We start from the raw sequence: 26,116 nt of genomic DNA on the forward strand, positions 1-26,116 counted from the left end.
TAGTTGTCAAAAATCTAATCCAGATACACAGCCTTGCCGGTCTGCGCCGATTCATAAATAGCTTCCAATATTTGCGAAACGACAAAAGCCTGTTCAGGAGTTACAACCGGGTCTTTATCCTGTTCAATCGCTTCAATCCACTTTCTTAATTCTATATCCGGAGCACTTTCAGCTTTTCCTTCATAATAGGCAACACCGCCTGCCCCAAGCTCAATTTTATTGGTGTACAGCTTGCTGAATTTCTCTCCGTTAATTCTAAGTCCGTCCTTCATATCTGCACCTGCTTCCGTCCCACTTAAGCTGCATTTCGCTTCATGTACGTCTAGTGAATTCAGAGCCCAACTCGCTTCCAGCATGATTGTTGCACCATTCTCCATTACGACCATTCCAAAGGCTGAATCCTCTACGGTGAACTTTATAGGGTCCCACGGTCCCCAGGCGTTGGCGGCTTCTTCTTTTTGTGAAAGTTCATGATATTTAGTGCCCAGCACAACTTTTGGTTTATAGTTATCCATCATCCAAAGGGTTAGGTCCAGCGCATGAGTTCCGATATCGATAAGCGGACCGCCTCCTTGTTTCTCTTCATCAAGAAATACTCCCCAGGTCGGTACGGCTCTTCGTCTGATGGCATGTGCCTTCGCAAAATAAATATGACCAAGCTCTCCGGACTCACAGGCTTTTTTCAAATATAAGCTGTCCTCTCTGTACCGGTTGTCATATCCAATGGTCAGCTTCTTGCCTGTACGTTTCGCTGCTTCAACCATTCGTTTGGCATCTACCGCCGTCTTAGCCATTGGTTTTTCACACATCACATGTTTTCCGGCTTCTAGTGCAGCGATTGATATTTCCGCATGGACATCATTAGGCGTAAGCACATGAATAATATCAATGGATTGATCTTTTAATAGTTCAGTGTAATCCGTATAGACAGTAGCTTTATTATTTCCGTATTTCTCCGCTGCTTCTTCAGCACGTTCTTTAATAATGTCACAAAAAGCCACGATCTCAACCTTACTTTGTCTGCTCAAGCTTGGAAGATGTTTGCCATTCGCAATACCACCACATCCAATAATCCCTACACGAAAAACCTTACTCATATCCTTCACCCTCACCTCTAATGGATTTGTTTGCTGTTTCGATAAGTTGCCGGTGTCATGCCTAACCGCTTGCGGAAGACAATATGCAAATAGGTAGCATTGGTAAACCCTTCCGATTGTGCGATTTGTTCTATCGGATAATTGCTTTCTTCAAGCTTGCGGCAGACCGCTTGCAATCGAATATCCTCAAGCGCCCTACTGAATGATTGTTCTGCATTTACTTGCTTAAACACCCGCTGCAGCTGCCTTGAACTAATATTTAGCTTTTCCGCAACATTTTCTAAGGTAACCGTTCCTGAATAATTCGCTTCCATATATTGCATTGCGTATTGATACCGGTAAGTCAGCATATCTCTAACCGGCGCCTCCGTGCGGATCCCGCCTGAATCATACGCTCTAACGGCCTTTAGTAAAATACTGATCACAAGATGCTTAATTGAAGTATAATATCCGGTCAACTTCCCATCGCATGCTTCGTACGCTTCTCGAAAACACTTCATAGCCCCGTGATAGTCTTGTGCTGGGACCAAAGGTAAACACTTCAGCTTCTCCACACAGGTCTCAGCTTCCGCAACCTCCCAAAGATCAGCATCATCCCTGATCCTCTTCTTGATGTCAACATGCAGACATAGCTCTTCCATGGATTCATCAGCATCTGCCTCTTGACGATGCATAACACCTGGTCCGGTTAGATAGAACATTCCTTCTGAAAGAGGATATTTTTGATCCCCAAGAATGACTTCTCCCTTCCCGCGCGGAATGAAATGAAATTCAAATTCAGAATGATTATGGAACTCGACTACTCTGCCCGGTGGAAAAGATGTCAAATGAAATCTAAACACTGTAATCTCGTAATGTCCCCATAAAATCGTGATATCCAATCTTTCAAGCATGTCCTGCTTCTCAAACATCATCTCATAGGGAAAGCTGCTCAACGTTAAGTCCTCCCAATCGGAATTACACAGCCTTCTTTAGCCGAACGGTTCGCCGCCTCCATTAATCTGGTAAGCTCAACTGCCATTTCAACATTTTGAGTGGCAAGTGTATTATTTTGAATATGATCAACCCATTGATGGAAGGCGCTTTCACGATTGCATTGCAGGGCTACTTCTTTCCAGCCTTCTTCTTTATCTGTGGATTTGTTCGTTCTAAGAAGAAGCTTATTCTCTGGTGTTCCGTAAAGCAGCGTTCCTTCAGTTCCATGCACCTCGATAGTAAACGGCGAATGACTATTCACGAAACCAGCCTCCACCACACCAATCGCTCCTGAATCCGTAAATAGTGTCACTAAGGCATTATCTTCCACTTCTTTACCGGTTACATAACCAAAATTAGCACTTACCCCAGTCACATCTTGATCTAAGAAAAGCTTCGCCAAATACATGGGATGACAGCCCAGATCAATCAAAGCTCCGCCTCCACATTGCTCCAAGCTAAAGAAATGATCAGGAAGCCAGCTTTCCGTTGCTCCGTTATGGGATAAGCGAACTCTAACGTAAGTAATCTTGCCGAGCAGTTCCTGACTTAGAATCTCTTGAATAGTTAATGTATAGCCGTCATTTAAACGAGGCAAGGAGACCGTTAGCTTCACTTTGTTCTCGTTAACTTCTGCGATGATTGCGTTAACTTCTTTTAACGTTGGGGCAATAACTTTTTCTGTGAAAATATGTTTACCCGCTTTGGCCGCAGCCATGATTACGTCTCTATGCATATTCGTTGGTGCATCCACGATAACGGCATCTATATCCTCTTGCGCAAGCAGATCATCCAGTGATTCAAAAAAAGGAATATTCAAGCTTTCCGCAGCTTTGTTCCCACGCTCTACGTTTTCGTCCCAAACTGCAGCTAATACGGTATCTTCATGCTCCTGAGCTTGCTTGGTATAATCCCATGCATGCACATGCCAATAGCTGAGCTTACCAATTCTAATGGTCATTTACTTGTGCCTCCCGTATATATGTTATTCTGACATCTGCTATAAAAATAACACATAATAAACAGCTTTTTTAGTAGGAAAATGCGACAAAACATATATAATATTACGACACATAAAATCCGGAGTGAAATACGATCAAAAAAAAAGAAACCCTTGCTATGAAAGCTAAAGGTTTCTTTATACTTGGCTTAATGGGTAAGTGGCTTATTATATCCTTTGTCATCAAAGGGTTGCAATTTCTCGAACCACTTCTTTTTCAATAGTTTAAGCTCCCAGCGCACGTCGGTTAAGTCTTCTGACTCCTTCTGCTCTAATACCTCATAGCTGAAAGCTTCTGCTCCAAGTTCCTTCCAGTCCTTTTGCAGCTCTGCATTCGCAAATCTGCCCATATCTAATTGCATCTGTATAGTCATCCATTTATTCTTCAGGTTGGGATAACTGTCAACGAATATTTTTCCGCTTATTTTGTTTGTAATTTGAATAGCACCCATGTAAGTCTTGAGCTGCTTATATTGTTCCTGAAGTTCTTTACGTTTGCTTTTGTCCATTATGATTCATGATTCTCCTTCCACAAACAATTCTACTAAATTTCAGTACCCCATTTCTTTTAATAAACGGGACAATACCGAAAGTCGTTCTCCAATCATTTCACCATCATCACTAAGGGCCTGGGCGAACAGCTTAATATCATTATCAATCATGGGATTGTCTGCACAGACAGATACACTCATTGCATCTCCTTGCAGCCCAACACGATCAATCATAGGGCTCTCGGGATCATACATTTTCGGAAAACGATAGGCCTCTTGAAAATACAAACTACTTCTGCAAATCAAAATTGCCAGGTCAAGCACTCTGTGCATTGGCAGCTCTTCGGACTGTCTCGACCATTTGTCCCCTGTATGTCTCCATACCTTTGCTGAGATGTCGACTTTTCCTCTATCGTTCCATTGTGCTAATCCTAGGGACAGACCTTTTGCATCTGTGTCCCCGGCGTAGCGGCCATCAACCTGCTCGTAATTTTCTGACACGATTACAGGTTTATGTTTTAGAGTTGTTGGAATTTTCATGATTAGTCACTCTCCATTTTATGATTTACTAATTTACTCATTTACTAAATTACTAATTTACTAAATCTAAGATTCATATTACCCGGCAAAAGATCATCTGTCAAACGACATTACACCCGTTTTATCCAACAAAACAAAAAATCCCTCTGCGCGCAGCAAAGGGGCTGTTATTTTTATGAAAAATATATCTCTAGCTTAAATGATCACTCACATTACACAACCAAACCATATGGACGGAATCAGGTCCCCAATAGTCTTCCACTACTCTATAAGGTTTCCCAAATTTACGTTGCCACCTGACTTGTGCACGTTTATAACCGCTGTCCAGACAAAACCGCTCTACCCCTTGCTTTTTTAGAAATATCATCATTTCCTTAATTAAGGCTGAACCTACACCTTGACCCTGATAACTTGGCATAATGTATAGACTGCCCAATTCCCCTATTTCATCTAACTGATGATCCGTGCAGGTTTGAATATCTTCGCCACAAGCTCCAAAGGAAATCGTACCGACCACCTGCTCTTCTATTTTTGCAAGAAGGAAGTAAGGCTCCCCAGTCGTAGTATCCAGTGAAGTCATCACCATTTGCTTTTTATGATCTATTTCACTTTGGATATCGTCTTGTAAATGATCAAGCCCTTCTTTTTCAAAAGCATCTGGGATTGAAATTTCAAAAACAGAGCATGTGGATTCAAAATCAGCTGGAGAAAGTGTGCTTATGGCCATTTGATTACTCTTATTCATTGATTCGTACACCTCTTCTATTCCCGGCCGGAATTCTTAAAAATCCTGCAATAATATACTATCAGCATTCAGACTGAAAGGTTTATATTCATAGAACTACTTTACTGGAGGTCATCATGAATATATTGTCCTTTCTGATCTATTGCGTTGTCGCTACATTTACACCCGGTCCTACCAATATTGTTATTCTTTCTTCCGTGCAACATTCCGGGGCTAAAAAATCAATGGGGTATGTATACGGATCCACGCTGGCTTTTGGCTTATTACTTATCATTTCTACTCTGCTGAACCGTGTTCTAGTAGAAATCATCCCAAATATCCTGATCATTATGCAAGTCATTGGGAGTTTATATATGCTCTACCTTGCTTATAAAATCTTTAAAATGGGTTCAATGGAAGACCAGCCTGACCCCAATGCCAATTTCCGCTCAGGCGTGCTTATGCAGCTTGTGAATCCTAAAGTGCTAGTATTTACACTAACGGTCATTCCCAACTACGTAATGCCATTCTATACCTCTTCGCTTGCCTTGTTTATGTTTGTTATAATTATAACTGTGATCGGATTTTTTGCATTTACGACATGGGTTGTTTTTGGGACAATCTTCAGAACATTTATGAAAAATCATCAAAAAGTTCTAAATACCGTGATGGCACTGTTTTTAGTATACTCAGCCATTATGATATCGGGAATCCTATAAAGTCGCGGAGGTTAAGAACGTGGAGAGATTTAACTATAAAAAGTCAGCAGAGATCCTGTCCTTATCCGCCAGCCTTACTGATTTCACCTATAAAAAACATTGCCATGAGGAATATGCACTCGGTGTGACCCTTCGTGGCATTCAGCAATATAATCTTGACGGTAGTTTGCAATCCTCTCATAAAAATGGCGTAATGTTGTTTAATCCAGAACAAACGCATGATGGCAATGCGTATGATAAAGGTGGCATTGATTATGTCATGCTTTATATTAAGCCAACCCTAATGTTAGAGATACTAGGAAAAAAAGAACTCCGCTTCGCCACTCCTATCTTATACGATGACAAATTGGCGCAGTGCATATTAGCCCTAAACCATGCCATCCAGAATGGCAAAGAGGAGTCTTTGTGCAGTGAACTGTTATTCACTCTGCTTCATTTAGTATCTAATACTGAAATAGTTACCGATCGTAGAACGAATAATAAATTTCTCAAAAAAGCAAAGGAAATGATGTACTGCAGTTTAGACCATGTGCTGAAGCTGGACGATCTCTGCACAGAATTTGGTCTGTCCAAATATCAGTTTATTCGCGAGTTTAAGACACATACAGGAATATCGCCCTATCAATTTTTCTTAAATTGCAAGGTAGAGCGTGCCAAGCAGTCCATTGAGAGAACCAAGGATATCTATGCAGCTGTTGTAGATTGCGGATTTGTGGATCTAACTCATCTGAACAGGCATTTTAAGAGCGTGTTCGGAATAACGGCACATGAATATCGGTCACAGCTGTAAGATTTGCCCTCCTACCATTGTCCAGAGCACTTTAAATTCATCATCCAAGAGGACCAGGTCAGCATCTAAGCCAGTGGTTATCGTCCCCTTTTGTTGAAGTTCAAGAATATTAGCAGGTGTAGTTGAAGCCATTTGTACGGCATCTGTCAGCGAAATTCCAGTTTCGACAGTATAACGTAAGGCTTCATTCATGGTAACTGTACTGGAGGCCAGCGTGCCATCTTCCAATCGCGCTATGCCCCCAGATACCGTAACCTGATGTCCTCCAAATATATAGTTCCCATCCCCTAACCCCATTGCTTGTAACGCATCTGTGATCAAGACCATTCCTTCTGGTCCTTTCATGGTATGCATCAATCGGATAATTGCAGGATGCAGATGGACATTATCCACAATAGCTTGCAGGCTTACATGTTTCTCTTCGAAAGCGGCAACCACAATCCCCGGATCTCGATGATGGATCGGCCGCATGCCATTAAAACAATGCGTAACATGACTTGCCCCAGCGGCAAAAGCTTGTTTGGCTTCCTCATATGTGGCATCCGAATGAGCAATTGCTATCACCACTCCCCGCTCCTTCAAAAAGGAAAGAAGCTCCATGCCTCCCGGCAGCTCAGGAGCAATCGTAACCATTTTAATGAGTGATCCAGCTTCTTGGAAAATGAGCTTCATTTCTTCTAAGTTAGGATGCCGCAGATACTTTTCATTTTGCATTCCTTTTCTCTTGGGGTTTAGATAAGGTCCCTCTAAGTGAATGCCTGCGATCTTTGCTCCCACTTCATGCCCAATTACACGTTTGACACTACGAATCATCTCTAAAAGATCTTCCATCGTAGAACTCACAGAGGTAGCCAGAAATGAGGTGCAACCAGATGCTGCGCAAGCCTTCGATACTTCTTGAATACTCTCTGCAGTACCGTCCATCATATCAAACCCGTTAGCACCATGAATATGCACATCTATCATTCCGGGCACTAACAAATGCCCTCCGCCATCAATCCGTTCATACTCACCCTCTGGAATAGAGGTATCTCCTGAGTCTATCCTCATCACTTTTCCTTCAGAAATCCATACATTGGCCGCTGAAACTATACTATTCTGAAGCACTACTTGTACATTTTGCAAAATATAAGTCATAAACGTTCTCCTCCATTTCGTTATCACTCTTGATTTCGAACCTCTTCAGCTTCATCTTGACACTCAATAACTGTGATGTTCTTCTGATCTAGAACTTCTCTGATCTCGATTGGAAGCTCTCGATTTGTAATTAAAATATCAATGAAGTCAAAGTCTAGCCGATAAAAGGATTTGGCATTAAATTTGGTGTGATCGGCTACTAAAATCACTTGATCAGATCTTCGAGCCATTTCTCTTTTTACCCGCGCATCTTCTTCATAAGGATAATAGAGCCCATCAGCACAGATCGCCGACGCTCCAATAAAGGCTTTATCCGCACGAATTTCACTAAGTTTATCGATAATGGAAGAACCATATAACAAGCGGTTTTTCACATTCAAGTAACCACCAAGTACATAAATTTGCAGATCCTCACGATGGGATAAAATCCCTACATTATCTATTGAATGCGTGACAACCGTAATATCCTGTGCACTAATTTGTTCAGCAACAAACTGTACAGTGGTCGATACGTCTAAAATCACAGTCTCACGATCTTGGATAAGCGCGGCTCCGATCTTCCCAATTCTCTGCTTACTCTCGGATTCATCGATCAAACGATCCTGGTAAGATAATAATTCTTTTTGTAATTCTGGTAACGCTAGACCGCCATGCGTCCGAACAACGACGCCCTCTTGTACTAACCTAACAATATCCCGTCGGGCAGTATCTCTTGAGACTTCAAATTGCGTACAGATATCTTGAACACTCATTGCTTGGTGTTGTTTCAAATATTCGAGTATTTTTAATAATCGTTCCTCTTGATACATAAGGTAATCCACCTCCTAAAGTCATCATAAGTCATTTAATAAGTATTTACAAGCGTTTATGAGTATATAATTAAGCATATGTAAGTATTAATACGTAAAAAAAGACGAAAGCCAGATGAATGTGCATCCGCTAACGCCTTTTTAATTTTATTTTTTTAGGATTTACTTCACAATGTCACTTCACATTGCGGTTCCAGCTTTTTTGTATTTTTCGAATAAAAACAATCTGGCCCACATGATAAGCATTATGGGTTGTTACATTTCCGAGTACTTCCCACCATTTACTGTCTGGGAATCCTTGAACATCAGCTTCCAATTGTTCTTTCTTAATCAATTCCTGCCAATGTAAAAGAACCTCTAAAAGTTGTTTTTGCAACGCTTCGAACGTTTTCTCTTCTGCAACGACAAAGGTATTATTATTATCCACTGAAGGAACCGCATGAACACTGGCTTCTTTATACCTTGTTTGCCAAGTTTCATTCCAGTAAAGCAGATGCTGCACAATCTCAGCAATACTATTGCTTTCTTCCGTTACCTTCCAAAAAGCTTCTTCTTCACTTAAGTCTTTAACCGCCACTTCAAAGGGCACATACCAACTCGGATCATTTGCATTGGCCAGCAACTGGTTGGCTAGAACATCATAAGCATGAAACATTCTTCCTTCCCCCATTTTCCAGATAGATTATAAGCAATTTAAGTACCGCAGAATGTACGATATGGACATGCGGATTCCTCAGGAAGTGCCGAGTATTCCTCTTGTTCAGGGGAGTAGGCGTATGGGTTAGACAATGCTTGAAGTAACCTCTCCATCACATCGTAATCTTTCCGCTCTACCGCCGCCTCAAGCGCTTCTTCCACACGATGATTCCGCGGAATAATCGCAGGATTACTGGTACGCATCAGCTCCTGTGAAGAGGATTGTGATTCCTGCTGCCTGCTAAGGCGCGCCTGCCACAGCTCATTCCATTGCTTAAATTCAGGAGTGCCAAACAGATCAGCATCTTCCATTACGCCTAAAGTTAAAGACCGAAATGTATTAGTGTAGTCAGACCGATATTTTTGCATCAGTTCAAGGAGGGTATCAATCAGAGCAACATCCTCTAACTCTTCGTTAAAGATTCCCAGCTTCGCTCTCATTCCCGTTAGCCAATATTGATAGGACCGCTCCGAAAAATCTGAAATTGCCTCCTCAGCCAGCTTAATCGCCTGTGCCTGATCGTCAGCCAGCAATGGCAAGAGAGTCTCGGCAAATCTGGCGAGATTCCATGCGCCAATCCCGGGTTGATTGTGGTAGGCATAACGACCTTGCTGGTCTATGGAACTAAATACTGTCTCAGGATTGTACACATCCATGAAGGCACATGGACCATAATCAATCGTTTCTCCGCTAAGGGCCATATTATCGGTATTCATCACTCCGTGAATAAAACCTACAAGCTGCCATTTGGCAATTAGCGCTGCTTGACGTTCCATTACTTCCCGAAGCAGAACAAGATATGGATTATCTTCCACAGGAGCTTCTGGATAATGTCTTTGCAATGTGTAATCAGCCAGAATACGCAGATCCTCCACAGTCCCCCATGCAGCAGCATATTGGAAAGTTCCAACACGCAAATGACTCGCCGCGATCCGAGTCAAAACCGCCCCCGGCTGTTCCGTTTCCCGGATTAGCGACTCCCCTGTAGCTACCACCGCCAAGCTGCGAGTCGTAGGAATCCCGAGTCCATGCATAGCTTCACTGATGATATATTCGCGTAACATCGGTCCAAGCGCTGCCCGGCCATCGCCACCACGAGAGTATGGGGTTCTTCCCGCACCCTTCAACTGAATATCTACACGATCACCTTGAGGGGTGATCTGTTCGCCCAGCAGCACTGCTCGACCGTCTCCTAACATGGTAAAATGTCCGAATTGATGTCCAGCATAAGCTTGCGCAAGCGACACGGTACCTTCAGGAACTTCGTTGCCGGCAAGAATTCCAAGACCCTCCTTGCTCTGTAGTGCTGTGCTATTCAGCCCTAGAGTAGCAGCCAATGGTTCATTAAAAATAATCAGTTCCGGTTTACGCACAGGCGTTGGCTTAATTCTTGTAAACATTGATTCCGGCAGATGAATATAACTATTCGCAAAATTCCAGCCTATATCTATTTTCTCTGTCATATTATCTCCTTTTTATACCCTCAGTCTCTATGCCTTTATTAACTCAGAATAAGTTATGTTAAAATTTAATGCAAATCTTCTCGCAGATCTATGTTTTGCCGAAGTGTTACAAAGACCGCCCGGCTTCCTGCCATTTTATGCAGGAAACCGGGCGGTCTTAATTATGATGTTCTATCTTGTTTTCAACTTATTTGGAAGCTAATTCGCTCCGCCTTTGGAGAGCATAATATTGAGAATGGTCTTGTCAGTATCCGCCAGCCCTTCCTGAACCAAACGCTCCATGTTGCGGATGGTATCTTCCACCTCTTCGAAAATCACACCATCCTTGGTTGTAGGAGCAATGTTGTTCATAGCTAGTGTGGCTGCCTGGATCGCCGTATTGGTGGAGGTGGAAATCTTCAGCGCACAGGTAGAATTCGCACCGTCACAGATCATACCTGACAAAGAAGCAATCGTATTCTGTATCCCATGCTTGATCTGCTCAAGACTGCCGCCCATGAGATAAATGATCCCGCTATTTGCTCCTACTCCCCCTGCAATCCCTGAACCACATAATGGGGACAAACGCCCGATATAATGTTTGATGTGCACAGTGACCAGATTGCTCAGTGCAAGCGCCCGAGCTAGCATTTCTTCATCTTTGCCCAGCAATTCCGCCAGAGCTATAACGGGAAGCGTACAGGCGATGCCTTGATTACCACTGCCCGCAGTTGTCATCACAGGCATTGCACTGCCATCCATTCGAGCATCTGAAGCCGCTGCGGTAGCCGCGATAATTCTGTTCGCTACATCATTGCCGAACAGATTCACCGCAGATTGCTGATTCATTTTCTTGCCTACTTGCAAGCCATAATCACCTCGCAATCCCTCATCAGAGATCGCTTTGTTCATCCGCGCTCCTTCCAAGAGAAAGCTAAGCTCTGAAAAAGGAGCGGAACAGATAAACTCGAATATCTGATCAACTGAGCCCGCATACTCTTCCGTGTCGGAAAGACCAGGCTTGCCACAGTCGGCTTTTGAATTCCGGGGTGTTATTTTCTCCCCGTCCAGAGCCAAATATTCTATATGGGTGTGCTCTCTGGCAATAATGGCAGTCGCCGTATGGTTCTGCGTAAACAACTGGGCTTCAATATATAATTTCTCAGGAGTGTCCTTTATCTCCACTTTTAGCAGCTTTCTATCCAGCAGGTCATTTGCCATCTTCAACTCAGCCTGTGTCAGACCTGACAGAATTTCCAGTTCCTTGTGAGAACGGCCGACCACCGCTCCAAGGGCTGCTGCGATGGGCAGGCCTGTCTGGCCTGTCCCGGGAATGCCCACTCCCATTGCATTTTTGATAATATTACCGCTGAGATGCAGCTGAATCCCCGTAATTTCTTCCTCGAGAAGCTCTGCCGCCAAGGAGACGGCATACGCAACTGCAATCGGCTCCGTACAGCCTTCTGCCGGTACGACTTCCTTGTGTAAAATTTCCAATAAGTTGCTCATGTATGCATTTCCCCCTTCTCTCTCCTGTTGGAGTTATTTATATATAGTAACTCAGAGAGAAGTTTCAGGGAATCCTTTTTCTTAGGAATCACTCCTTCATCCCCCTAATATAGTGTAGGAAAGAAAGGCGGGATGCACGTGAGTAAGAGGAATGAGCAAGGGCAAAGGGCGATCTTTCTAGCTGCAGTCTGCGGGCAGACCTATACACAATTTTCAAATATAGATGGAGTTTTCGTCATTCCATTAGATTATCAGCTATGTCATCCCATTGAAGCACAATCCTTCAATAATGTATGGGAACGTTTCGGCTTTATTTTGGAGTCTCCACAAGAGATTATTATTGCCTTTCGGGGAACCAGTACGACGACCAATTGGATATCCAACGTCCTCGCTTCACAGGAACGGTTCAAATATCTTAAAGAAGACTCTCTCACCCATCGTGGCTTCACCAACATTTATTCTTCAGCTCGGGATGGCATCTTCTCTACGCTCTCCAAGCTATCTCCCGACAAGACCTTATACATTACGGGCCACAGCCTCGGTGCAGCGCTCGCCACCTTATGTACCTTAGATATTGCGGCAAATACCTCTTACACCTCACCTAACCTCTATACTTATGGTTCCCCACGGGTAGGCGATCCGGACTTCGTTAATATTTTCAAACAATATGTGCAGAAGAGTTACCGGTATGCCAATCTTTTTGATGTTGTAACCTACGCACCTCCGCATGTCTATAAGCTCCCCAAACGGGAAAAAAAGTATTATTACAATCATGTCCATACTTTTAACTCACTGTCTTTCCAAAATGGATCTGCAAGTGGTAATCACGTAATCAGCAGCTATTTCGCCGAGCTCTCCAAGCTCCAACCGGAATTCGCTCAAGAATTATGTATAACGAACCCTGGATTCTGTCCTCTCGTGGCTACGAAAGCAGAAGTATAATGTGAACCCAAAAAGGAGGTGCCCAACAAGCCATATGCTGGCTGCCGAAACACCTCTTTTCTTCGTATGATTCGATGCCATCAGCAGTTACAAAGTCACTAACAGACTCCATTGACACTAACAGCAGTATATTTCCACTTTAAAAATCCCAGCGGACTCCATGGCCACTATTGGTATAAAAAACACCTAATATAAGTCACTTTCTAACGAATAGCTGCACTGGAGTCCGAAATGCTGTAAAAAAGCGATTATTCAGCAATTAACGTCATATGGGTTAGAAACCGGTACGAATGAGACTAGGTCAGAATATAAAATAAACTAATACCACACCCAGGACTAACAGAATAAGTGAAACTATGTGCTGTTTCGTATGTTTTAGAAACTTCCAGTCGATAAACGACTGAAACCCTATTGCAACTATTATAACTACAATCCAAAACCACTTCATAACCACACCCTCTGGGCCATCGGCAATTATGATCACAACCCCCGTAATTAATCCCACAAGTGCAAGTATAAGCTTCACTTTTATATTAAGCTCATAACCTTCTTCCGGAAGTTTTTCTTTGTCCGGGCTAACAATCCATATCCTTAGAAACAGGTTAGAAAAAGCAAGGATTATAAGTATAAGTCCAATTTTCACTTTCGTTCACCTCCACCCTTATATAGAATTCATTCGTATTTATTTCTGATCATTAGTTCTTTGATTTCTTTTAACTCATTTAATATTTCTTTTGATAGTTGCGTACTTCTAGAGTTATCGATGCCTACTTTAATCACAAATATTCCAAGCAACAAATAGATGATTAGCATTACGATGATCCCCAATTTATGTTCACTCCTCTTTTTTTGTTTATTTCCTTAAAGATATTGTTAGCATTAGATTAATATTATTCCCATGATACCATAATAAGGATATCTAATTAACACTCAGGAGCTTGCCGTTGGCTTGACAAATGATCAGCATATTCGCTAAAATATACTATATCTTGATAATCAAGATAATTGATTTACGAGATTTTTTCCATGAGGGAACGCGATTAATCTTAACTGAAAAGAGGGAACACAATGGCAGTACTTATTCTATACGCTACAAAATCTGGAGCAACAGAACAATGTGCAAAAGTATTATCAGAAGAGCTACCTCAGAGCAAAATTTGCAATATAGAATTAGAGAAGCCAAATATCGAGGCATTTGATAGCATTATTTTAGGGGCAGGAGTAAGAGATGAAAAAATATATAAAGCCATTCGTGACTTTATCAAAAAAAATAAAGATGAGTTACTGACTAAGAAGATGGGCTACTACATTTGTAACGAGAAACCCAAGAAAACCGAAGAATTAATAGAGAAAAATTTCCCTGATGATCTGAAAGAAGCTGCGATTTGTATTGAATCTTTTGGAGGTTATAAGGCCTATAAGGCTCCAAAGGAAGGTACTGATCAGCTCAAAGGGATATTGGTAGATAAAATAAAAGAATTCTCACAAAATTTCAAATAAAAAATCCTGTTACCAAGACGAAAATCTTGATAACAGGATTCTTTTTTTATATACGTTTATTGCGCCTTGAGGGTCACTTCAAACTTCGCACCGACATCACCTACAAATACAATTTTGCCGTTGCTAGGAAGTTTGACTTGCTTAAGACCGCTAATGGTAAAGTAATTCACACATACACCATTCTCATCATAGACGGCAAAGGAACTCTTGGTTGGCAGCTCTACTGTCATTATCTTACCTGTTGCGGTTTCAGGAACTCCATACCATCTAGCATATCCATCTGATTGGATCGTTACCATAGATTGCGGGCCTGCATAAATCGGTTTAACCGCATCTTGATGTATAAATAATTGATTGCCAATCTTTAAATACTCCACACCATTTTTCTCTTCAAAAATAAGATCCGCAAGATCGCGTCCAGCGATGGTTGGAATTTGCACGGTCATTTCTGCTTTATTAGGCCCAGTTATTTTATTCGAGCCCATATAACCAGGTGCGTCAGGGAACATAGCGATTCCAGCTACCGGCATACTCATGTAATATTGGGAGCTGTACTTCTCGCTGACATCAAAATACAATTTCCCTTGACGCTGCTGCCAAGCAGTAGTGACCTCTTGAGATAGGGCATTAGGTTCAAGCTTCTCAGCTGCATATTGGATAACGGCAGTTTCACCAAGTCCTGGAATTACCCCATACCCTTGACTCCAAAGATAGATACGGCCATTGCTCTCCTTCACAAAGCTAACTTTACTTGTACCCTCGGCATCTAAAAATTCACCGTTCGAATTATATGAAAATTTCTGCGCTGGCATTGTAGGAGCTATAATCGAAGATATACTCAATTCCCCAGCTTTACTAACTTCTATCTTCATTAGTTGCGTAGAATCACCATAGACACCCGCATAGTTTACCAATTCTTGCGGCATATCCTCTTTGTTCGAAGCTTTAAAGGTAGGTGTAGCTTTCAGTTCCTTAATAACTCCCTTTTCCTGTAAGGCACTGAGTAAAATTTCGTTGGCAAGCATCTGGTCCGTTGTACTTGCTCCGCCAGAAGATATTACTGCTGCTGCCATCCGTTGTTCGGGCAATACAACTAATGAGGTATGATACAGACCCGTATCTCCCCCCTTTGTCAAAGCCTTGATTTCGTACTGGTTAAATGGATATAAGTTCACACTGTCCCAGCCTAATCCATAAGCTAACGAATTATCTGTTCCCTTAGGCCATATTCCACGCTTATATTCCTCTTGTTCCATCGCTTTCACAGACTTTTCTGACAAAATGCCAGTCGATTGGCCCGTAAAAATAGTTGCAAAGCGCACCAAATCCTCTGCAGTGGAATAGATACCACCTGTTCCAATCACGTTAATGGTTTCTTTGGGTAAAGCTGCTGAGTAGGTAGCATTGTAGACACTAGCCAGCTGAGAAGAAGCTACAGAATCTACAGGCGTTTTCGTATGTTCAAGCCCTAGAGGTTCTGTGAAATTTTGATGAATGAATGTGGTAAAGTCCGTACCGCTGACCTTTTCAACAATCAACTCAGCCAGCGTAAATCCATCATTACAATATACTGAGTAGGCACCTGGATCGGCCTTCAGACGTTGTGTTGACAACGTTTCTAGTAAACTATCTTTTGCAATAGGATCAGAATCATTAAATAAAAAAGAATTGGATAAGTTCGAGCCAGCAAGACCTGAGGAATGATTCAACAGCATCCGTACAGTGATTTGCTTATACCGAGGATCTTCCATCGTAAAATTATTCAAATAAGATACGACTGAACCGTCCAAGTCTACTTTCCCTTGCTCAACAAGCTTCATAATAGAAGCTGTTGTATACATTTTACTCGTTGAGCCAATTCCATACATCGTTGTAGCGCTTGGTGCTGTCTTACTCTCCACATGACTATATCCAGATTGACCGCTCACAACGATATTATCGCCATCAATAAGAGCATATTGGAGACTAGTCGTTCCCAGCTTTTCCGTTAAGAATGCTGCCTTCTCTGCTGCCACCTTCTGAGTGTTCACATACGTTTGCCCTTTGCCGCTATCTGCTGCTAATGCACTCGTAGGGACATACATTACCAGTAGAAGCAATGCAACTAATAGGGATGCCAAATTCTTCTTCATACATAACCTCCCGATATGAAATCGTCATCCTTTAAAGGATAATTTATCCATGGAGTAATGTAAAGGAAGTTTGCAATATTGGGACCATGTATCTAATCTACTAATTCTACTTTATCTCCGATTCGAATTTGCCCAGTTTTGATTACTGAAGCATAAACTCCAAAATGCAAATCAAACTCTTTATGCAGTTTTTTCAAAAGCACTGGGTCCTTCTGGAGACTATCCGGGTCCATCGTAATCACAACACATCTCTCACAAAAACTATCTACCTGTAGCTGTGCGTCCCCAATGTTAAGCCGGCGTCCAATCCAATCTCCTTCAAAAAGAGAATCATCATTCAGCGCAATAACAAAATTCCCGCGAAAACGCCGTGGATCCAAGGAATGCCCCCAGGTTGCTTCCAGTTTTTTTAAGCTGGCATCCGTAATGAGTAGAATACTAGCGCCATCCACGGATAGGAGCTGCGGATGTTCTGGCTGAGGATGTGCAGCTTTTAGACCAGACATAGTGATTGGAGTTTTGGTTTGGCTTTGGATTTCTTCCAATAGATTATCATCCCATCCAAAGGTTCGCCCGTCTGATGCCGTTACATGGATTTGTCCATCTATAAATTGCGCTTGATAGGTAAGCATATTCGGAATATTTCTAGCGGTGATATATTTTCGCCAGCCCTCTTTTGACTCATCGTAAAAGGAGCAAAAACGGTCACCAAGCATTCCATACGGTTCAATCATACAGCTTTCTAAATTCTCACCCGCAAATGACTTGACCGGGTAACGATTAATTCCTTGAATTTCACCAACAACTGATAACATGATACAACGCCTCCACTTGTCTTAAAATGCAACGTATCTTCCCATTCTACCTGATTTTATTTAACTGTTGTATGAATATCTAATAACCCAGAAATTTTATATGTTTTATTGAGTTATATGTTTTATACTATGACTGTTGGATATATTGCATTTTGAGATAACACTCACTCCCCTATAAAGAAGAGAGGTAACCTGCTGTGCGGACAAATGATTTTCAAGGTTTTGACTTTGTTTTTACCCAAGCCGTGATGGGTATGGCCCTTATTTCGCTTGATGGAACGTTCCTAAAACTGAATTCAGCATTATGCGACCTCTTGGGGTATGATGAAAACGAGTTAACGACACCCTCTCCAACCGTCCGTACCCTTCTAGATCAGATTCATAAATTCATTTCATTAGGAAGCTCTCTTCCATCTACGAGTACTGATCCGCAGAGACTCGAATTAGATTATTTCCATCCAACCGGACACCGGTTATCTTTAAACGTCTCCATATCTATCCTTCCGGATGACAATGGTGAACCCATATTTTATCTTACTCAATTCGAGAATAAGACCCTGATCAGGGAGATGGAGACTCAGCTTCAGGTTGTGAAGACCCATCTACTTGAAAAAGAGAGCTCTTTTCTACAGCTGCTGGAGGAACTGCCTCAGCCCGTGCTTATCACTAGGGGAGGGATTGTTCTATATGCAAATTCGGCAGGTTTACAATTAATCCATGCAGAAAGCCTAGATCAAGTGCTTGGTCTATCGACTATGGATATTGTAGACTACTCTAATTATGAAATTCTCTCAGAACGAAGAAAGAAATTCAACACTGATAGAACAACAGGTTCTGTCTGCTACCTGATTAATTGTTTAAATAACCAGCAGAAATATGTGGATGGAATTACATTGCCAATCATTTATGAGGGAAACGAAGCGTACATTGGCATATTCAAAGATATATCCGAGCAAGTATTGGAAGATGAACGACTGATACAGTCCGAGAAATTATCTACAGCAGGACAGTTAGCCGCTGGAATCGCTCATGAAATACGGAATCCTCTTACAGCCATTAATGGCTTTATGAAGCTACTGCGCTCTTCCGAGCGGATGAATGATAAATATATTTCCATTATTGAGTCAGAATTGAAACGCATCGAGTTCATCGTCAACGAACTGCTTGTCTTATCTAAACCCCAAACCACTCATATTAGTAAACCAGTGGATTTATTGTCTTTGCTGGAACAAGTCACCACACTAATGAATGGACAAGCTGCCCTAAAAAATCTCAAGATCCTCCCTGTCTGTACTGATCAATCCATTTGGATTAATGGTGAGGCTTATCAGATGAAGCAGGTATTTATTAACTTACTTAAAAATGCGATGGAAGCAATGAATCATGGGGGAAACATCTATATTCATGTGCAAACCTATGACAGAGAAGCCCGAATCAGTGTGCAGGATGAAGGCTGTGGGATGACAGAGGAACAGATCAATGCCCTCGGCAAACCATTTTATACGACCAAAGAAACAGGAACAGGCTTAGGTTATATGATCACACAAAATATTATACATAATCATGGCGGAGCGATCTCTGTAGAAAGTATTCTGGAGCAAGGAACAACTTTTACTGTGAGTATTCCAACGATCATTACACCTGAGGAACCTATCATGTAGAAGATGTGGTATCGCAACATCATGCAAGAATGCCCCTAATTTTCACAATATAATGGTTATACATAATTGGAAAAGAAGGTGCAGCAATGACTCGTGAAGTTCGAACTGTAGTTTTCGATCATGACTTAAAATTTGAGGCGTATCGATTCGAAGGTATTATGCAGAAGTTTCCCAACCATTTTCATGACTATTATGTCATAGGTTTTATTGAACAAGGAAAGAGACATCTGCTATGTAACCAAGAAGAGCATATTCTTAACAGCGGAGATGTGGTCATCTTTAATCCGGCGGATCCCCATGCCTGTGAACAGATAGACGGGAGAACGCTTGACTATCGCTGCATCAATATTCAGCCGGAAGTCATGCGTGAGTATGTGCTAGAAATTACCGGCATAGACTACTTACCGCGGTTCACACACAATGTTCTCTACCAAAGTGAACTGTCGAGCCCTTTACACGATCTGCACCAAATGATATTAGAGGATCAATCCGATTTTCAAAAAGAAGAGTTGTTTCTATTTCTCCTGGAGCAGCTTCTGAGAGAATACACGGAGACAGAAACCCTCTGTCCCGCTCAAGAGCCTACTTCTGAAATTAAAATCATTTGCGAATACATAGAGTTACATTATGCGCAGAACATTACGCTGAACCAGCTAAGTGAATTGAGCGGCTTAAGTAAATATCACTTGCTGCGTTTATTTACCAGACAGAAAGGAATATCACCTTACCGTTACTTGGAAACCATTCGCATTAACCACGCAAAAAAACTTTTAGAACAAGGAATATTGCCAATAGAAGTGGCCTCTCTAACCGGTTTCAGTGATCAGAGCCATTTCACAAATTTTTTCAAAAGACTCATAGGCTTAACCCCTAAGCAATATATGCGTATATTTGTTCAGCAAACGGGAGTAAAGTCATCAACGGAACTTACGATATGATAAATCAACGCAAGATTAACACAGGACATCTGCTGGCATTACTTACGATTTTAATCTGGGGAACCACCTTTATCTCCACTAAAATACTGTTAAAAGACTTTACGCCTGTGGAAATTCTGTTCTTCCGTTTTCTTATTGGGTACTTTGTACTGTTACTGATCTATTCACGTCCAATCCGAACTACATCCTTTAAAGAGGAATTACTCTTTATCTCAGCAGGTCTTTGTGGGGTCACGTTATATTTTCTTATAGAAAATATTGCCCTAGTCTATACCCTTGCATCCAATGTAGGTGTGATTGTCTCCATCGCTCCATTTTTCACGGCGGTGATCGCTCATTTCTTTTTAGAAGAAGAGAAATTTCGTAGGCAGTTTATTATAGGATTTTTGATAGCCTTGGCAGGAATTATATTAATTGGGCTGAACGGGAGTTTTCTTCTGCAGCTGAACCCCATCGGTGACTTGCTGGCATTGCTGGCACCTGTGGTTTGGGCAATTTATTCAGTGTTGATGAGAAAAATAAGCGTATTAAAGGTTCATACTATAGGGGCTACCCGCAGAGTATTTTTCTATGGTCTGCTGTTTATGCTGCCTGCTCTGTTTCTGTTTGATTTTCAGCTAGGTCCGAGTAGATTTAAAGAAATTTCAAATGTAGCTCACCTGCTTTTCTTAGGTTTGGGTGCCTCGGCACTGTGTTTTTTGACTTGGAATAAAGCTGTAGGGATTCTAGGGGCTGTAAAAACAAGTGTATATATCTATATTGTTCCTGTAATTACAGTGGCAGCTTCCGCCCTTGTTCTGAATGAAAAGATCACCTGGGCAATTCTAACGGGAACTTTTTTAACGCTTATCGGTTCTTATATTTCCGAACGCAAACCTAAATAAACAAAATATCTTTAACATTTAATAAAAAGAAGCCCCAGCAGCGTGATGCATACTGGAGCTTCTTTAAGTTTCATTCCATACTCAGAACAACGAGACAGGAATAAGCTTTCTTCCTCCCTTGATCAGGGTTGATTCCAGCATGTCCCCTTTGACGCCTCCAAAATAAAGCTGCCAATACACGCCAAAACGCACGCTGACATCATTCTTGACAAGCTCCGGCGGCGTAACAATCAGCCATTGGAATTTGAGTGCCTTGGAAATTTCGAAGACGGGGTCAAGCACGTTATTGGAGACCATTTCTCCGAAAGGATTGTCATATAAAAAGACCGTCCACCCTTTATTCTCACGATTCACCCGTTTATGCGTCATGATCATCATTGCGACCAGCAGCTGTACAGATTGACGTTGCCCCCCACTGCCGACAGCTTCATCCAGTGCGCCGCGATTAATAATCTCCCAGTCCGAATAATGATAATCTTCCGGTGCGGCGTAGAGGAAATAATTCTCCGTTACCGGTTTATACACCTGAAGAACTGGAAAGCGGTTCTGCAGCGCCGCATAGACAATTCGTCCGTCATTAATAACCTCTTTGATTACCAGTGCCGGCACTTGTTCTATCTTTGGATACTTTTTGAGCAATTCATTGATACATTGATTGAAGTAGTCACTCACCATCGGCTCTACCTCATCGCTTGTTCTTGGCACATTGATATTCTTGTAATTCAGACGTACCAGCGGGAAGGCATAATTATTCTCGTTATGAATAATCATCCGGCGTTCCATTCGCTTCATAATATCAATGATTTGTACCACTCGTAGAGAAGCCCGGCCTACCCACATCTTGCGGGAGAGATCCATGCCTTCCTTATCGCTTTGAATGCTCTCGATCTGATCACGCGAACTGCGTAGCATGGAATCTAGGACTTGCAGTGCAATAGCGAAATTATCCCAATGGACCGTATTCAATCGATCTAGAATCTTGGTCTCCAGTTCGGAGTTCCGTTCATTTTTCGCAAGTTTTTCGGTTAATGAATTTTTCTCTTCCTTCACCTTTTTGGAGATCTCATCCTGTCTAATCCGGCTATCCTTGATGCGGAGAAGCCAGTCGGCTACTAGAGGCTCGCAGCTTTCTCTAACCCTCAGCGTTATTTCTTCTGGTACACTCCGTAGGTTGACGCGATCCTCAATATGCGCATTCATTATTTTGATTTGATTGGATAAAGTCTGGATGAGGACATCCATTCGATCCAAGGATCTTTTACACTGGTTAAGCATAAGCTCATTCGCTTGGCAGCGCTCCTGAATTTCTGTCTCCTTATCCTCTAGCACCTCATTCCAAAGCTCCACGGCACGTTCATGTTTCTCCTTGATACCCTTCTCTACTTTGCGCAACTCTTTCTGCAAGTTCTCCAATTCAGTCTGGCAGCGGATGTAACCGTCGTGAACAATCTGATAGTCTTCCTCCAACGAAGTAGTATCCGTCTTTTGGCGATTTCTTGCAGCCATAATGGACTCGGCCGACTCCGCAGGTTCAGTCGCCTTCCGCCAATTCACATCTACTTGATTCAGGCTGGATTCAAGCTCAGCCAGATTCTCGCTTGCTGCCTTAATCTGTGCAGCTCTTGTCCGAACTTCCAGCTCATTTTCGGTAAGTGATTGCTGCAGGCTTTCAACGGTACTGAGCTGCTGCAAGAGAAGATTCTGCTCTACAGGATCTACAGGTAGGACTTCTCCTTCATCAGAAAGCTGGCGATCTGTTGGGAAAACAATCTCAGGAAACCATCGTTGCAGTCTAGGGAACATCGCGTATTCGGTTTCTCTCGTCCATTTATTGCGTTGTCCGCTCAAGCTTTCCATTTGCACCTTTAGGTGTTCAAGCTGCTGATCTTTACCTGCTAACTCTTTGCTCACCAGATTCTTTCGTTCGATTATTTTTTGTTTTTCCTTATAATCTTGTTCCTGTTTCTTCGTCCGTTCAATCCAAGCTTGCAGAACCCCCGCTCTCTGCTCATGTTCCACACTTAGAACTTTGTTCTCAGCGAGCTCTCGTCCGATCCGAGTAAGCGTCCCCTCATTCTCATCCATCTCATTGCTCAGATTGATAATGCTCTGCTGAAGTTCAGCCTGCAGTTTAATAAGCGCATCATGCTTGGCTGTAAGCGTCATGGTATTCTCGACTTGAAATAAACGTTCATACTCCTGACGCACCGATTTCAACTTAGATAAATAGGCTTCAGAGTCCTGAAGGATCTGCTCCTGTTCCTTGAGCTTCCCCTGAATACTGCTCTTCCAATCCTGGAAACGATCCGGCTGCAAGACCATTTGCGGCCCTTGATTCGCAAAAAGCATGAAGGATGCTTGATTCGAAGCTGCCATCTCTTCACGAATAAAGATCGGCACCGCTGATTTCAGCAAGGTGTCCTTCATCAGTTCCGGCTGAATTTTATCAGCTTCGCGCCGGGTCAAAATCAAACTATATGGAAGTAACGGATATTGCTCCAGTTCTTCCTCACGTTCAAGATACGGACGGTCATTTAAGTAGGAACTACCTAGCGTTGATTGAATCTTTAACGAATCGAGTGTATCTTTGACCGTCAGAATATCTGAATTGGGTAGCCAGTAGGATTGGTTCTGAAGTTCCACATCCATGAGCTGATTATAGTAATCCCGTCTGGAACGTTTAGTCTGTTGCTCTATTTCATCTATTTTTCGGATAAAACGTGCCGGGATAACATCTTGTTCTTCAAAAAGGCCAGTAGCACCTAAACGATTGTGCTCTTCATACATTTCCAGCAGCACAACGAGCTGTGACCATAATTGGGATTCTTTCTGAGTCTGTGACTCAAGCAGAACTCCAAGCTCGTCCGCTTCACGCTCATAAGAACGCCGTTTCTCGCTCAGCTCAGCATGACTCTTATGCAGTGCCAGCTTCCGAATCTCTTCCTGCTTGTGCTGTTCTTCCAAGTCTCCAATGACTTGAAGAATCGTTTTGGCCGCTGAGACCGTACGCTGCAGCGCAGCTGCCGGAGAATGGGCGGCATCCTGCCCATATTGGGCTGCGAATGCTCCGAGTTCTTCCGTGTATTGCCGAATAGATAAGGTCAAATCATTGATCTGATTATCCAGCCCGGCCAGCTCTACCAAGAACCTTTCCCTTTCCTTGCGCAATTCCCTTTCTTCCGCCGTCAGGTCTTGCTGCGCTGTCTCAAACTCTCTAATCGTTTGCTGCCAGAGATTAAACACCACATCCCACTGTTTCCGCAGCTGTTCCTTGGCTGCCTGAATGACCTCTTGCTGTTCTTTCATCTCCAGAGAACCTTCGATAGCTTGAATTTCTTTTTGCCACTGCTCAATTTGCCGGGTATGGAGCAACCGTTTAGCCAGAAAATAAGCTACTTCAAGCTTCTTCTCTTGCGCTTTGGAATCCTCCAACCGACCACGCGCACGGCTCTGATCATCACTGAGCTTCTTAAACTCTTCTTGCTTCAGTTCCGTTTCTTCCTTGCTGCGTAAGTATTTAAGATTGTCTGTCTCAAAGCGCAGTTGCTTCGCATCCTGATAACGTCCAGCCAGTTCATCAGCAATCTTACTTCGCTCAACTTCTGCATTTCTCTGCTCTTCATAGATAACCGTATAGATTTGGCGTCCACGTAGTTCAGTTTCTTGTACTACGTTTTCCGCCTCCACGCCAAGTTTCACCAGCTCATAAAGCGGTGCAGCCATACCAAGAAACTCTGAATAGACCTGCTCCCGCTGTTCAAGCATCGGCAAGCGCTGAGCCACTGTTGCTGTATCGATAAACATCCGCTGCAGCGTATTGTCGTCTTCCTTTAATCCTTCATTCAGACTAGATCCGATTTCAGGAATAATCAGCTTTTCGAACAAGTTATGATTGGTGAAGGCATCATTCTTTTTAAAATAACCTTTGATACCGCCCTCTTCACCATTGATCCGCCGCATATTACGCCACTCGGCGATATGGATATCCCGGATAGCCAGGAAGTCATAATATCTTTTCAAATCCGAGCTATGGCTGCCAAAAGGTACAATCTCCCCCCGCCGATCGCGTACAAATTGCTGGATCGTTTCAAAACTCGTAGGTTCAGCAGTCACTTCGTCAAATAACGGCAACGTTGATAGCGTAAGTTCAGCCGCTTCACCGTAATCTGTAAGTGCGTACAGCAAGTAATCCACTTTGATATCCTGCTGATCAAGCGAATTATGTGCCGTCATAGCGATTCCCGTAGTCATATACTCATTGCGCTCATTGTTGTCGAGATGCCATTCGATAGCTACGTGAAAAGTGTACGGTTTAAGTTGTTTTTTATGATTATGAAAAAAAGCCTCAACCTGGTTCTCACTGTCTTTACCCCACGGTGTTTTGGGCATCAATAGCTGGAAAATGGATTGCAGCAGTACGCCCTTTCCACCGCCATTCATGAGCGTAATAAGCGTATTAGCCGGTCCCTCTTCGTTGCAGAGGTCCAGAATCATATCGTCGTATTTCTTGAGCATCTTCTCGTATTTAAGTCCTGTAATTCGTATGCGTTCAATCCGCGGCATAGGTAGCACCGTCTTTCTCAGCTAAAGTTCTTCCAATGAGGCTCTTTAATTCCTGGTATCGATCGACATCATGATATAAATAACGCATTCTCTCATACAGCTCTTCCCGAGGAAAGATACGCTTCTCTGTCTCAGAGATGAATACGAGCTTCTCCTCTTCCAGAAGTTTCATGCCTTCATGGATCAGTCCAATTCGTGAGCCTGCGCCTCTGGTCAGAAGATCGCTTTCTTCCTGACTCTTAGTCTGCATGTAGAGACTGGTCCATACCTTAAACATCGCTTGGATATCAAGCTGCCACTGCTGACTAAATCGCCCATCCTCATCCATCTGAATCCACGTCTGAAAGAGCGAGGACACCTGATCAGCAATTTGAATATAGGACATACTGTCCTGCCCCGACTTAAAATGAGTCTCATCCTGATCCATTTCGGCCAGAAAAACCAGAATAATAATATTGATAATATGTAAGTGAGTTTTACGCTCAACACGTGAATATTTGTTCTTTAACTGGGTGAAATTGGTTGCAAACACTGACCCCAGTGGATTAACCAGCAGATGGAGACGGTGCCCCGAATTCATCACCCGACAGCCCCCTTCTTTAGCAACATACTGAAGCGCATCATAAGTTCCTGCATCCTGAAGGCATTCTGCCGCTGCAGGGTCATCAAGAGGAATTACTTTTTTACGGAGCAATTCAAAAAATAGCCGTGAAGCTTGCTGTACCTGCTCTAATGTATAACTCATGTTAGT

At 42.6% G+C, this 26,116-nt stretch carries 23 protein-coding genes; 7 read left to right on the plus strand and 16 right to left on the minus strand.

Features of this window, described 5'->3' with window-relative positions; all coding sequences use genetic code 11:
- Nucleotides 1-14: 14 nt before the first annotated feature.
- From MHH86_RS19580 to MHH86_RS19605, 6 genes are all read right to left on the minus strand, one after another.
- Nucleotides 15-1,097 carry a Gfo/Idh/MocA family oxidoreductase gene (locus tag MHH86_RS19580; RefSeq protein ID WP_036688834.1) on the minus strand — a complete coding sequence of 361 codons (1,083 nt, stop codon included), beginning with the start codon at nucleotides 1,095-1,097 and terminating at the stop codon, nucleotides 15-17.
- Between the two features lie 17 nt (nucleotides 1,098-1,114).
- A complete protein-coding gene (locus tag MHH86_RS19585) occupies nucleotides 1,115-2,032 on the minus strand; it encodes an AraC family transcriptional regulator (RefSeq protein ID WP_235219571.1) in 918 nt (305 codons plus the stop codon).
- Nucleotides 2,033-2,034: 2 nt separating this feature from the next.
- Nucleotides 2,035-3,033, minus strand: a complete 999-nt coding sequence (locus MHH86_RS19590) for a Gfo/Idh/MocA family oxidoreductase (RefSeq protein ID WP_036688837.1) — start codon at nucleotides 3,031-3,033, stop codon at nucleotides 2,035-2,037.
- Nucleotides 3,034-3,221: 188 nt separating this feature from the next.
- Nucleotides 3,222-3,581: a GIY-YIG nuclease family protein gene (locus MHH86_RS19595; protein ID WP_036688839.1), complete on the minus strand. Its 360-nt coding sequence runs from the start codon at nucleotides 3,579-3,581 to the stop codon at nucleotides 3,222-3,224.
- Nucleotides 3,582-3,623: 42 nt separating this feature from the next.
- Nucleotides 3,624-4,103 (minus strand): DUF6530 family protein, encoded by a 480-nt coding sequence (locus MHH86_RS19600; RefSeq protein WP_036688841.1) that lies wholly within the window; start codon nucleotides 4,101-4,103, stop codon nucleotides 3,624-3,626.
- A gap of 190 nt (nucleotides 4,104-4,293) precedes the next feature.
- The gene (locus MHH86_RS19605) at nucleotides 4,294-4,848 is read right to left on the minus strand and encodes a GNAT family N-acetyltransferase (protein WP_036688842.1); all 555 of its coding nucleotides are present in this window, start codon (nucleotides 4,846-4,848) and stop codon (nucleotides 4,294-4,296) included.
- Nucleotides 4,849-4,964: 116 nt separating this feature from the next.
- On the opposite strand from MHH86_RS19605, the gene MHH86_RS19610 reads away from it, so the two are divergent.
- On the plus strand, nucleotides 4,965-5,546 hold the full coding sequence (locus MHH86_RS19610; RefSeq protein WP_036688845.1) for a LysE family transporter: 582 nt from the start codon (nucleotides 4,965-4,967) through the stop codon (nucleotides 5,544-5,546).
- A gap of 19 nt (nucleotides 5,547-5,565) precedes the next feature.
- Nucleotides 5,566-6,336 (plus strand): AraC family transcriptional regulator, encoded by a 771-nt coding sequence (locus MHH86_RS19615; RefSeq protein ID WP_326047706.1) that lies wholly within the window; start codon nucleotides 5,566-5,568, stop codon nucleotides 6,334-6,336.
- Here MHH86_RS19615 and nagA read toward each other — a convergent pair.
- From nagA to MHH86_RS19640, 5 genes are all read right to left on the minus strand, one after another.
- The gene (gene nagA, locus MHH86_RS19620; RefSeq protein ID WP_076104968.1) at nucleotides 6,325-7,473 is read right to left on the minus strand and encodes an N-acetylglucosamine-6-phosphate deacetylase; all 1,149 of its coding nucleotides are present in this window, start codon (nucleotides 7,471-7,473) and stop codon (nucleotides 6,325-6,327) included. The genes MHH86_RS19615 and nagA overlap by 12 nt on opposite strands.
- A 23-nt stretch (nucleotides 7,474-7,496) precedes the next feature.
- The gene (locus tag MHH86_RS19625; RefSeq protein WP_038572168.1) at nucleotides 7,497-8,282 is read right to left on the minus strand and encodes a DeoR/GlpR family DNA-binding transcription regulator; all 786 of its coding nucleotides are present in this window, start codon (nucleotides 8,280-8,282) and stop codon (nucleotides 7,497-7,499) included.
- Between the two features lie 175 nt (nucleotides 8,283-8,457).
- A complete protein-coding gene (locus tag MHH86_RS19630; RefSeq protein ID WP_036688853.1) occupies nucleotides 8,458-8,937 on the minus strand; it encodes a DinB family protein in 480 nt (159 codons plus the stop codon).
- Between the two features lie 38 nt (nucleotides 8,938-8,975).
- Nucleotides 8,976-10,442, minus strand: coding sequence for a YdiU family protein (locus tag MHH86_RS19635; protein WP_076100248.1), 1,467 nt, complete (start codon nucleotides 10,440-10,442; stop codon nucleotides 8,976-8,978).
- A 198-nt stretch (nucleotides 10,443-10,640) separates the two neighbouring features.
- Nucleotides 10,641-11,930: an L-serine ammonia-lyase, iron-sulfur-dependent, subunit alpha gene (locus tag MHH86_RS19640; protein WP_076100246.1), complete on the minus strand. Its 1,290-nt coding sequence runs from the start codon at nucleotides 11,928-11,930 to the stop codon at nucleotides 10,641-10,643.
- A 132-nt stretch (nucleotides 11,931-12,062) separates the two neighbouring features.
- Here MHH86_RS19640 and MHH86_RS19645 point away from each other — a divergent pair, with 132 nt between their 5' ends.
- Complete coding sequence (locus tag MHH86_RS19645) at nucleotides 12,063-12,872, plus strand: lipase family protein (protein WP_076100244.1); 810 nt, start codon at nucleotides 12,063-12,065, stop codon at nucleotides 12,870-12,872.
- 301 nt (nucleotides 12,873-13,173) lie between these two features.
- Here MHH86_RS19645 and MHH86_RS19650 read toward each other — a convergent pair whose 3' ends face one another.
- Nucleotides 13,174-13,515 carry a DUF4181 domain-containing protein gene (locus MHH86_RS19650; protein WP_076100242.1) on the minus strand — a complete coding sequence of 114 codons (342 nt, stop codon included), beginning with the start codon at nucleotides 13,513-13,515 and terminating at the stop codon, nucleotides 13,174-13,176.
- A gap of 425 nt (nucleotides 13,516-13,940) precedes the next feature.
- Here MHH86_RS19650 and MHH86_RS19655 point away from each other — a divergent pair, with 425 nt between their 5' ends.
- Nucleotides 13,941-14,372: a flavodoxin domain-containing protein gene (locus MHH86_RS19655; protein WP_076100240.1), complete on the plus strand. Its 432-nt coding sequence runs from the start codon at nucleotides 13,941-13,943 to the stop codon at nucleotides 14,370-14,372.
- A 56-nt stretch (nucleotides 14,373-14,428) separates the two neighbouring features.
- Here MHH86_RS19655 and MHH86_RS19660 read toward each other — a convergent pair whose 3' ends face one another.
- A complete protein-coding gene (locus MHH86_RS19660; RefSeq protein WP_036688865.1) occupies nucleotides 14,429-16,504 on the minus strand; it encodes a serine hydrolase domain-containing protein in 2,076 nt (691 codons plus the stop codon).
- 92 nt (nucleotides 16,505-16,596) lie between these two features.
- Nucleotides 16,597-17,319 carry an MOSC domain-containing protein gene (locus MHH86_RS19665; protein WP_076100238.1) on the minus strand — a complete coding sequence of 241 codons (723 nt, stop codon included), beginning with the start codon at nucleotides 17,317-17,319 and terminating at the stop codon, nucleotides 16,597-16,599.
- Between the two features lie 197 nt (nucleotides 17,320-17,516).
- Here MHH86_RS19665 and MHH86_RS19670 point away from each other — a divergent pair, with 197 nt between their 5' ends.
- The 3 genes from MHH86_RS19670 (at nucleotide 17,517) to MHH86_RS19680 (ending at nucleotide 20,802) form a co-directional block, all read left to right on the plus strand.
- Nucleotides 17,517-18,980 (plus strand): ATP-binding protein, encoded by a 1,464-nt coding sequence (locus MHH86_RS19670; protein WP_254924513.1) that lies wholly within the window; start codon nucleotides 17,517-17,519, stop codon nucleotides 18,978-18,980.
- Nucleotides 18,981-19,066: 86 nt separating this feature from the next.
- Entirely contained in the window at nucleotides 19,067-19,918 is an 852-nt protein-coding gene (locus tag MHH86_RS19675; RefSeq protein WP_076100236.1) for an AraC family transcriptional regulator, read from the plus strand.
- On the plus strand, nucleotides 19,918-20,802 hold the full coding sequence (locus MHH86_RS19680) for a DMT family transporter (RefSeq protein WP_256717311.1): 885 nt from the start codon (nucleotides 19,918-19,920) through the stop codon (nucleotides 20,800-20,802). Before MHH86_RS19675 ends, MHH86_RS19680 begins: the two co-directional genes overlap by 1 nt.
- An 81-nt stretch (nucleotides 20,803-20,883) precedes the next feature.
- Here the strand turns inward: MHH86_RS19680 and MHH86_RS19685 are convergent, their stop codons facing one another.
- Both MHH86_RS19685 and MHH86_RS19690 read right to left on the minus strand, forming a co-directional pair.
- On the minus strand, nucleotides 20,884-25,365 hold the full coding sequence (locus tag MHH86_RS19685; protein WP_342479386.1) for a hypothetical protein: 4,482 nt from the start codon (nucleotides 25,363-25,365) through the stop codon (nucleotides 20,884-20,886).
- Nucleotides 25,352-26,110 (minus strand): DUF6063 family protein, encoded by a 759-nt coding sequence (locus tag MHH86_RS19690; protein ID WP_076100230.1) that lies wholly within the window; start codon nucleotides 26,108-26,110, stop codon nucleotides 25,352-25,354. The genes MHH86_RS19685 and MHH86_RS19690 overlap by 14 nt, the downstream gene beginning before the upstream one ends.
- Nucleotides 26,111-26,116: the final 6 nt, after the last annotated feature.

The sequence above is a fragment of the Paenibacillus sp. FSL F4-0097 genome (assembly GCF_038593125.1).
GTDB classification, from domain to species: Bacteria; Bacillota; Bacilli; order Paenibacillales; family Paenibacillaceae; genus Paenibacillus_AQ; species Paenibacillus_AQ odorifer.

What these genes read in the sequence shown, in the direction of transcription:
- MHH86_RS19600 (WP_036688841.1), bottom strand. Translation starts at nt 4,103, where the DNA reads ATGAAAATTCCAACAACTCTAAAACATAAACCTGTAATCGTGTCAGAA.
- MHH86_RS19635 (WP_076100248.1), bottom strand. Translation starts at nt 10,442, where the DNA reads ATGACAGAGAAAATAGATATAGGCTGGAATTTTGCGAATAGTTATATT.
- nagA (WP_076104968.1), bottom strand. Translation starts at nt 7,473, where the DNA reads ATGACTTATATTTTGCAAAATGTACAAGTAGTGCTTCAGAATAGTATA.
- MHH86_RS19690 (WP_076100230.1), bottom strand. Translation starts at nt 26,110, where the DNA reads ATGAGTTATACATTAGAGCAGGTACAGCAAGCTTCACGGCTATTTTTT.
- MHH86_RS19675 (WP_076100236.1), top strand. Translation starts at nt 19,067, where the DNA reads ATGACTCGTGAAGTTCGAACTGTAGTTTTCGATCATGACTTAAAATTT.
- MHH86_RS19590 (WP_036688837.1), bottom strand. Translation starts at nt 3,033, where the DNA reads ATGACCATTAGAATTGGTAAGCTCAGCTATTGGCATGTGCATGCATGG.
- MHH86_RS19605 (WP_036688842.1), bottom strand. Translation starts at nt 4,848, where the DNA reads ATGAATAAGAGTAATCAAATGGCCATAAGCACACTTTCTCCAGCTGAT.
- MHH86_RS19685 (WP_342479386.1), bottom strand. Translation starts at nt 25,365, where the DNA reads ATGCCGCGGATTGAACGCATACGAATTACAGGACTTAAATACGAGAAG.
- MHH86_RS19595 (WP_036688839.1), bottom strand. Translation starts at nt 3,581, where the DNA reads ATGGACAAAAGCAAACGTAAAGAACTTCAGGAACAATATAAGCAGCTC.
- MHH86_RS19660 (WP_036688865.1), bottom strand. Translation starts at nt 16,504, where the DNA reads ATGAAGAAGAATTTGGCATCCCTATTAGTTGCATTGCTTCTACTGGTA.
- MHH86_RS19580 (WP_036688834.1), bottom strand. Translation starts at nt 1,097, where the DNA reads ATGAGTAAGGTTTTTCGTGTAGGGATTATTGGATGTGGTGGTATTGCG.
- MHH86_RS19655 (WP_076100240.1), top strand. Translation starts at nt 13,941, where the DNA reads ATGGCAGTACTTATTCTATACGCTACAAAATCTGGAGCAACAGAACAA.
- MHH86_RS19640 (WP_076100246.1), bottom strand. Translation starts at nt 11,930, where the DNA reads ATGAGCAACTTATTGGAAATTTTACACAAGGAAGTCGTACCGGCAGAA.
- MHH86_RS19610 (WP_036688845.1), top strand. Translation starts at nt 4,965, where the DNA reads ATGAATATATTGTCCTTTCTGATCTATTGCGTTGTCGCTACATTTACA.
- MHH86_RS19630 (WP_036688853.1), bottom strand. Translation starts at nt 8,937, where the DNA reads ATGTTTCATGCTTATGATGTTCTAGCCAACCAGTTGCTGGCCAATGCA.
- MHH86_RS19625 (WP_038572168.1), bottom strand. Translation starts at nt 8,282, where the DNA reads ATGTATCAAGAGGAACGATTATTAAAAATACTCGAATATTTGAAACAA.
- MHH86_RS19665 (WP_076100238.1), bottom strand. Translation starts at nt 17,319, where the DNA reads ATGTTATCAGTTGTTGGTGAAATTCAAGGAATTAATCGTTACCCGGTC.
- MHH86_RS19645 (WP_076100244.1), top strand. Translation starts at nt 12,063, where the DNA reads ATGCACGTGAGTAAGAGGAATGAGCAAGGGCAAAGGGCGATCTTTCTA.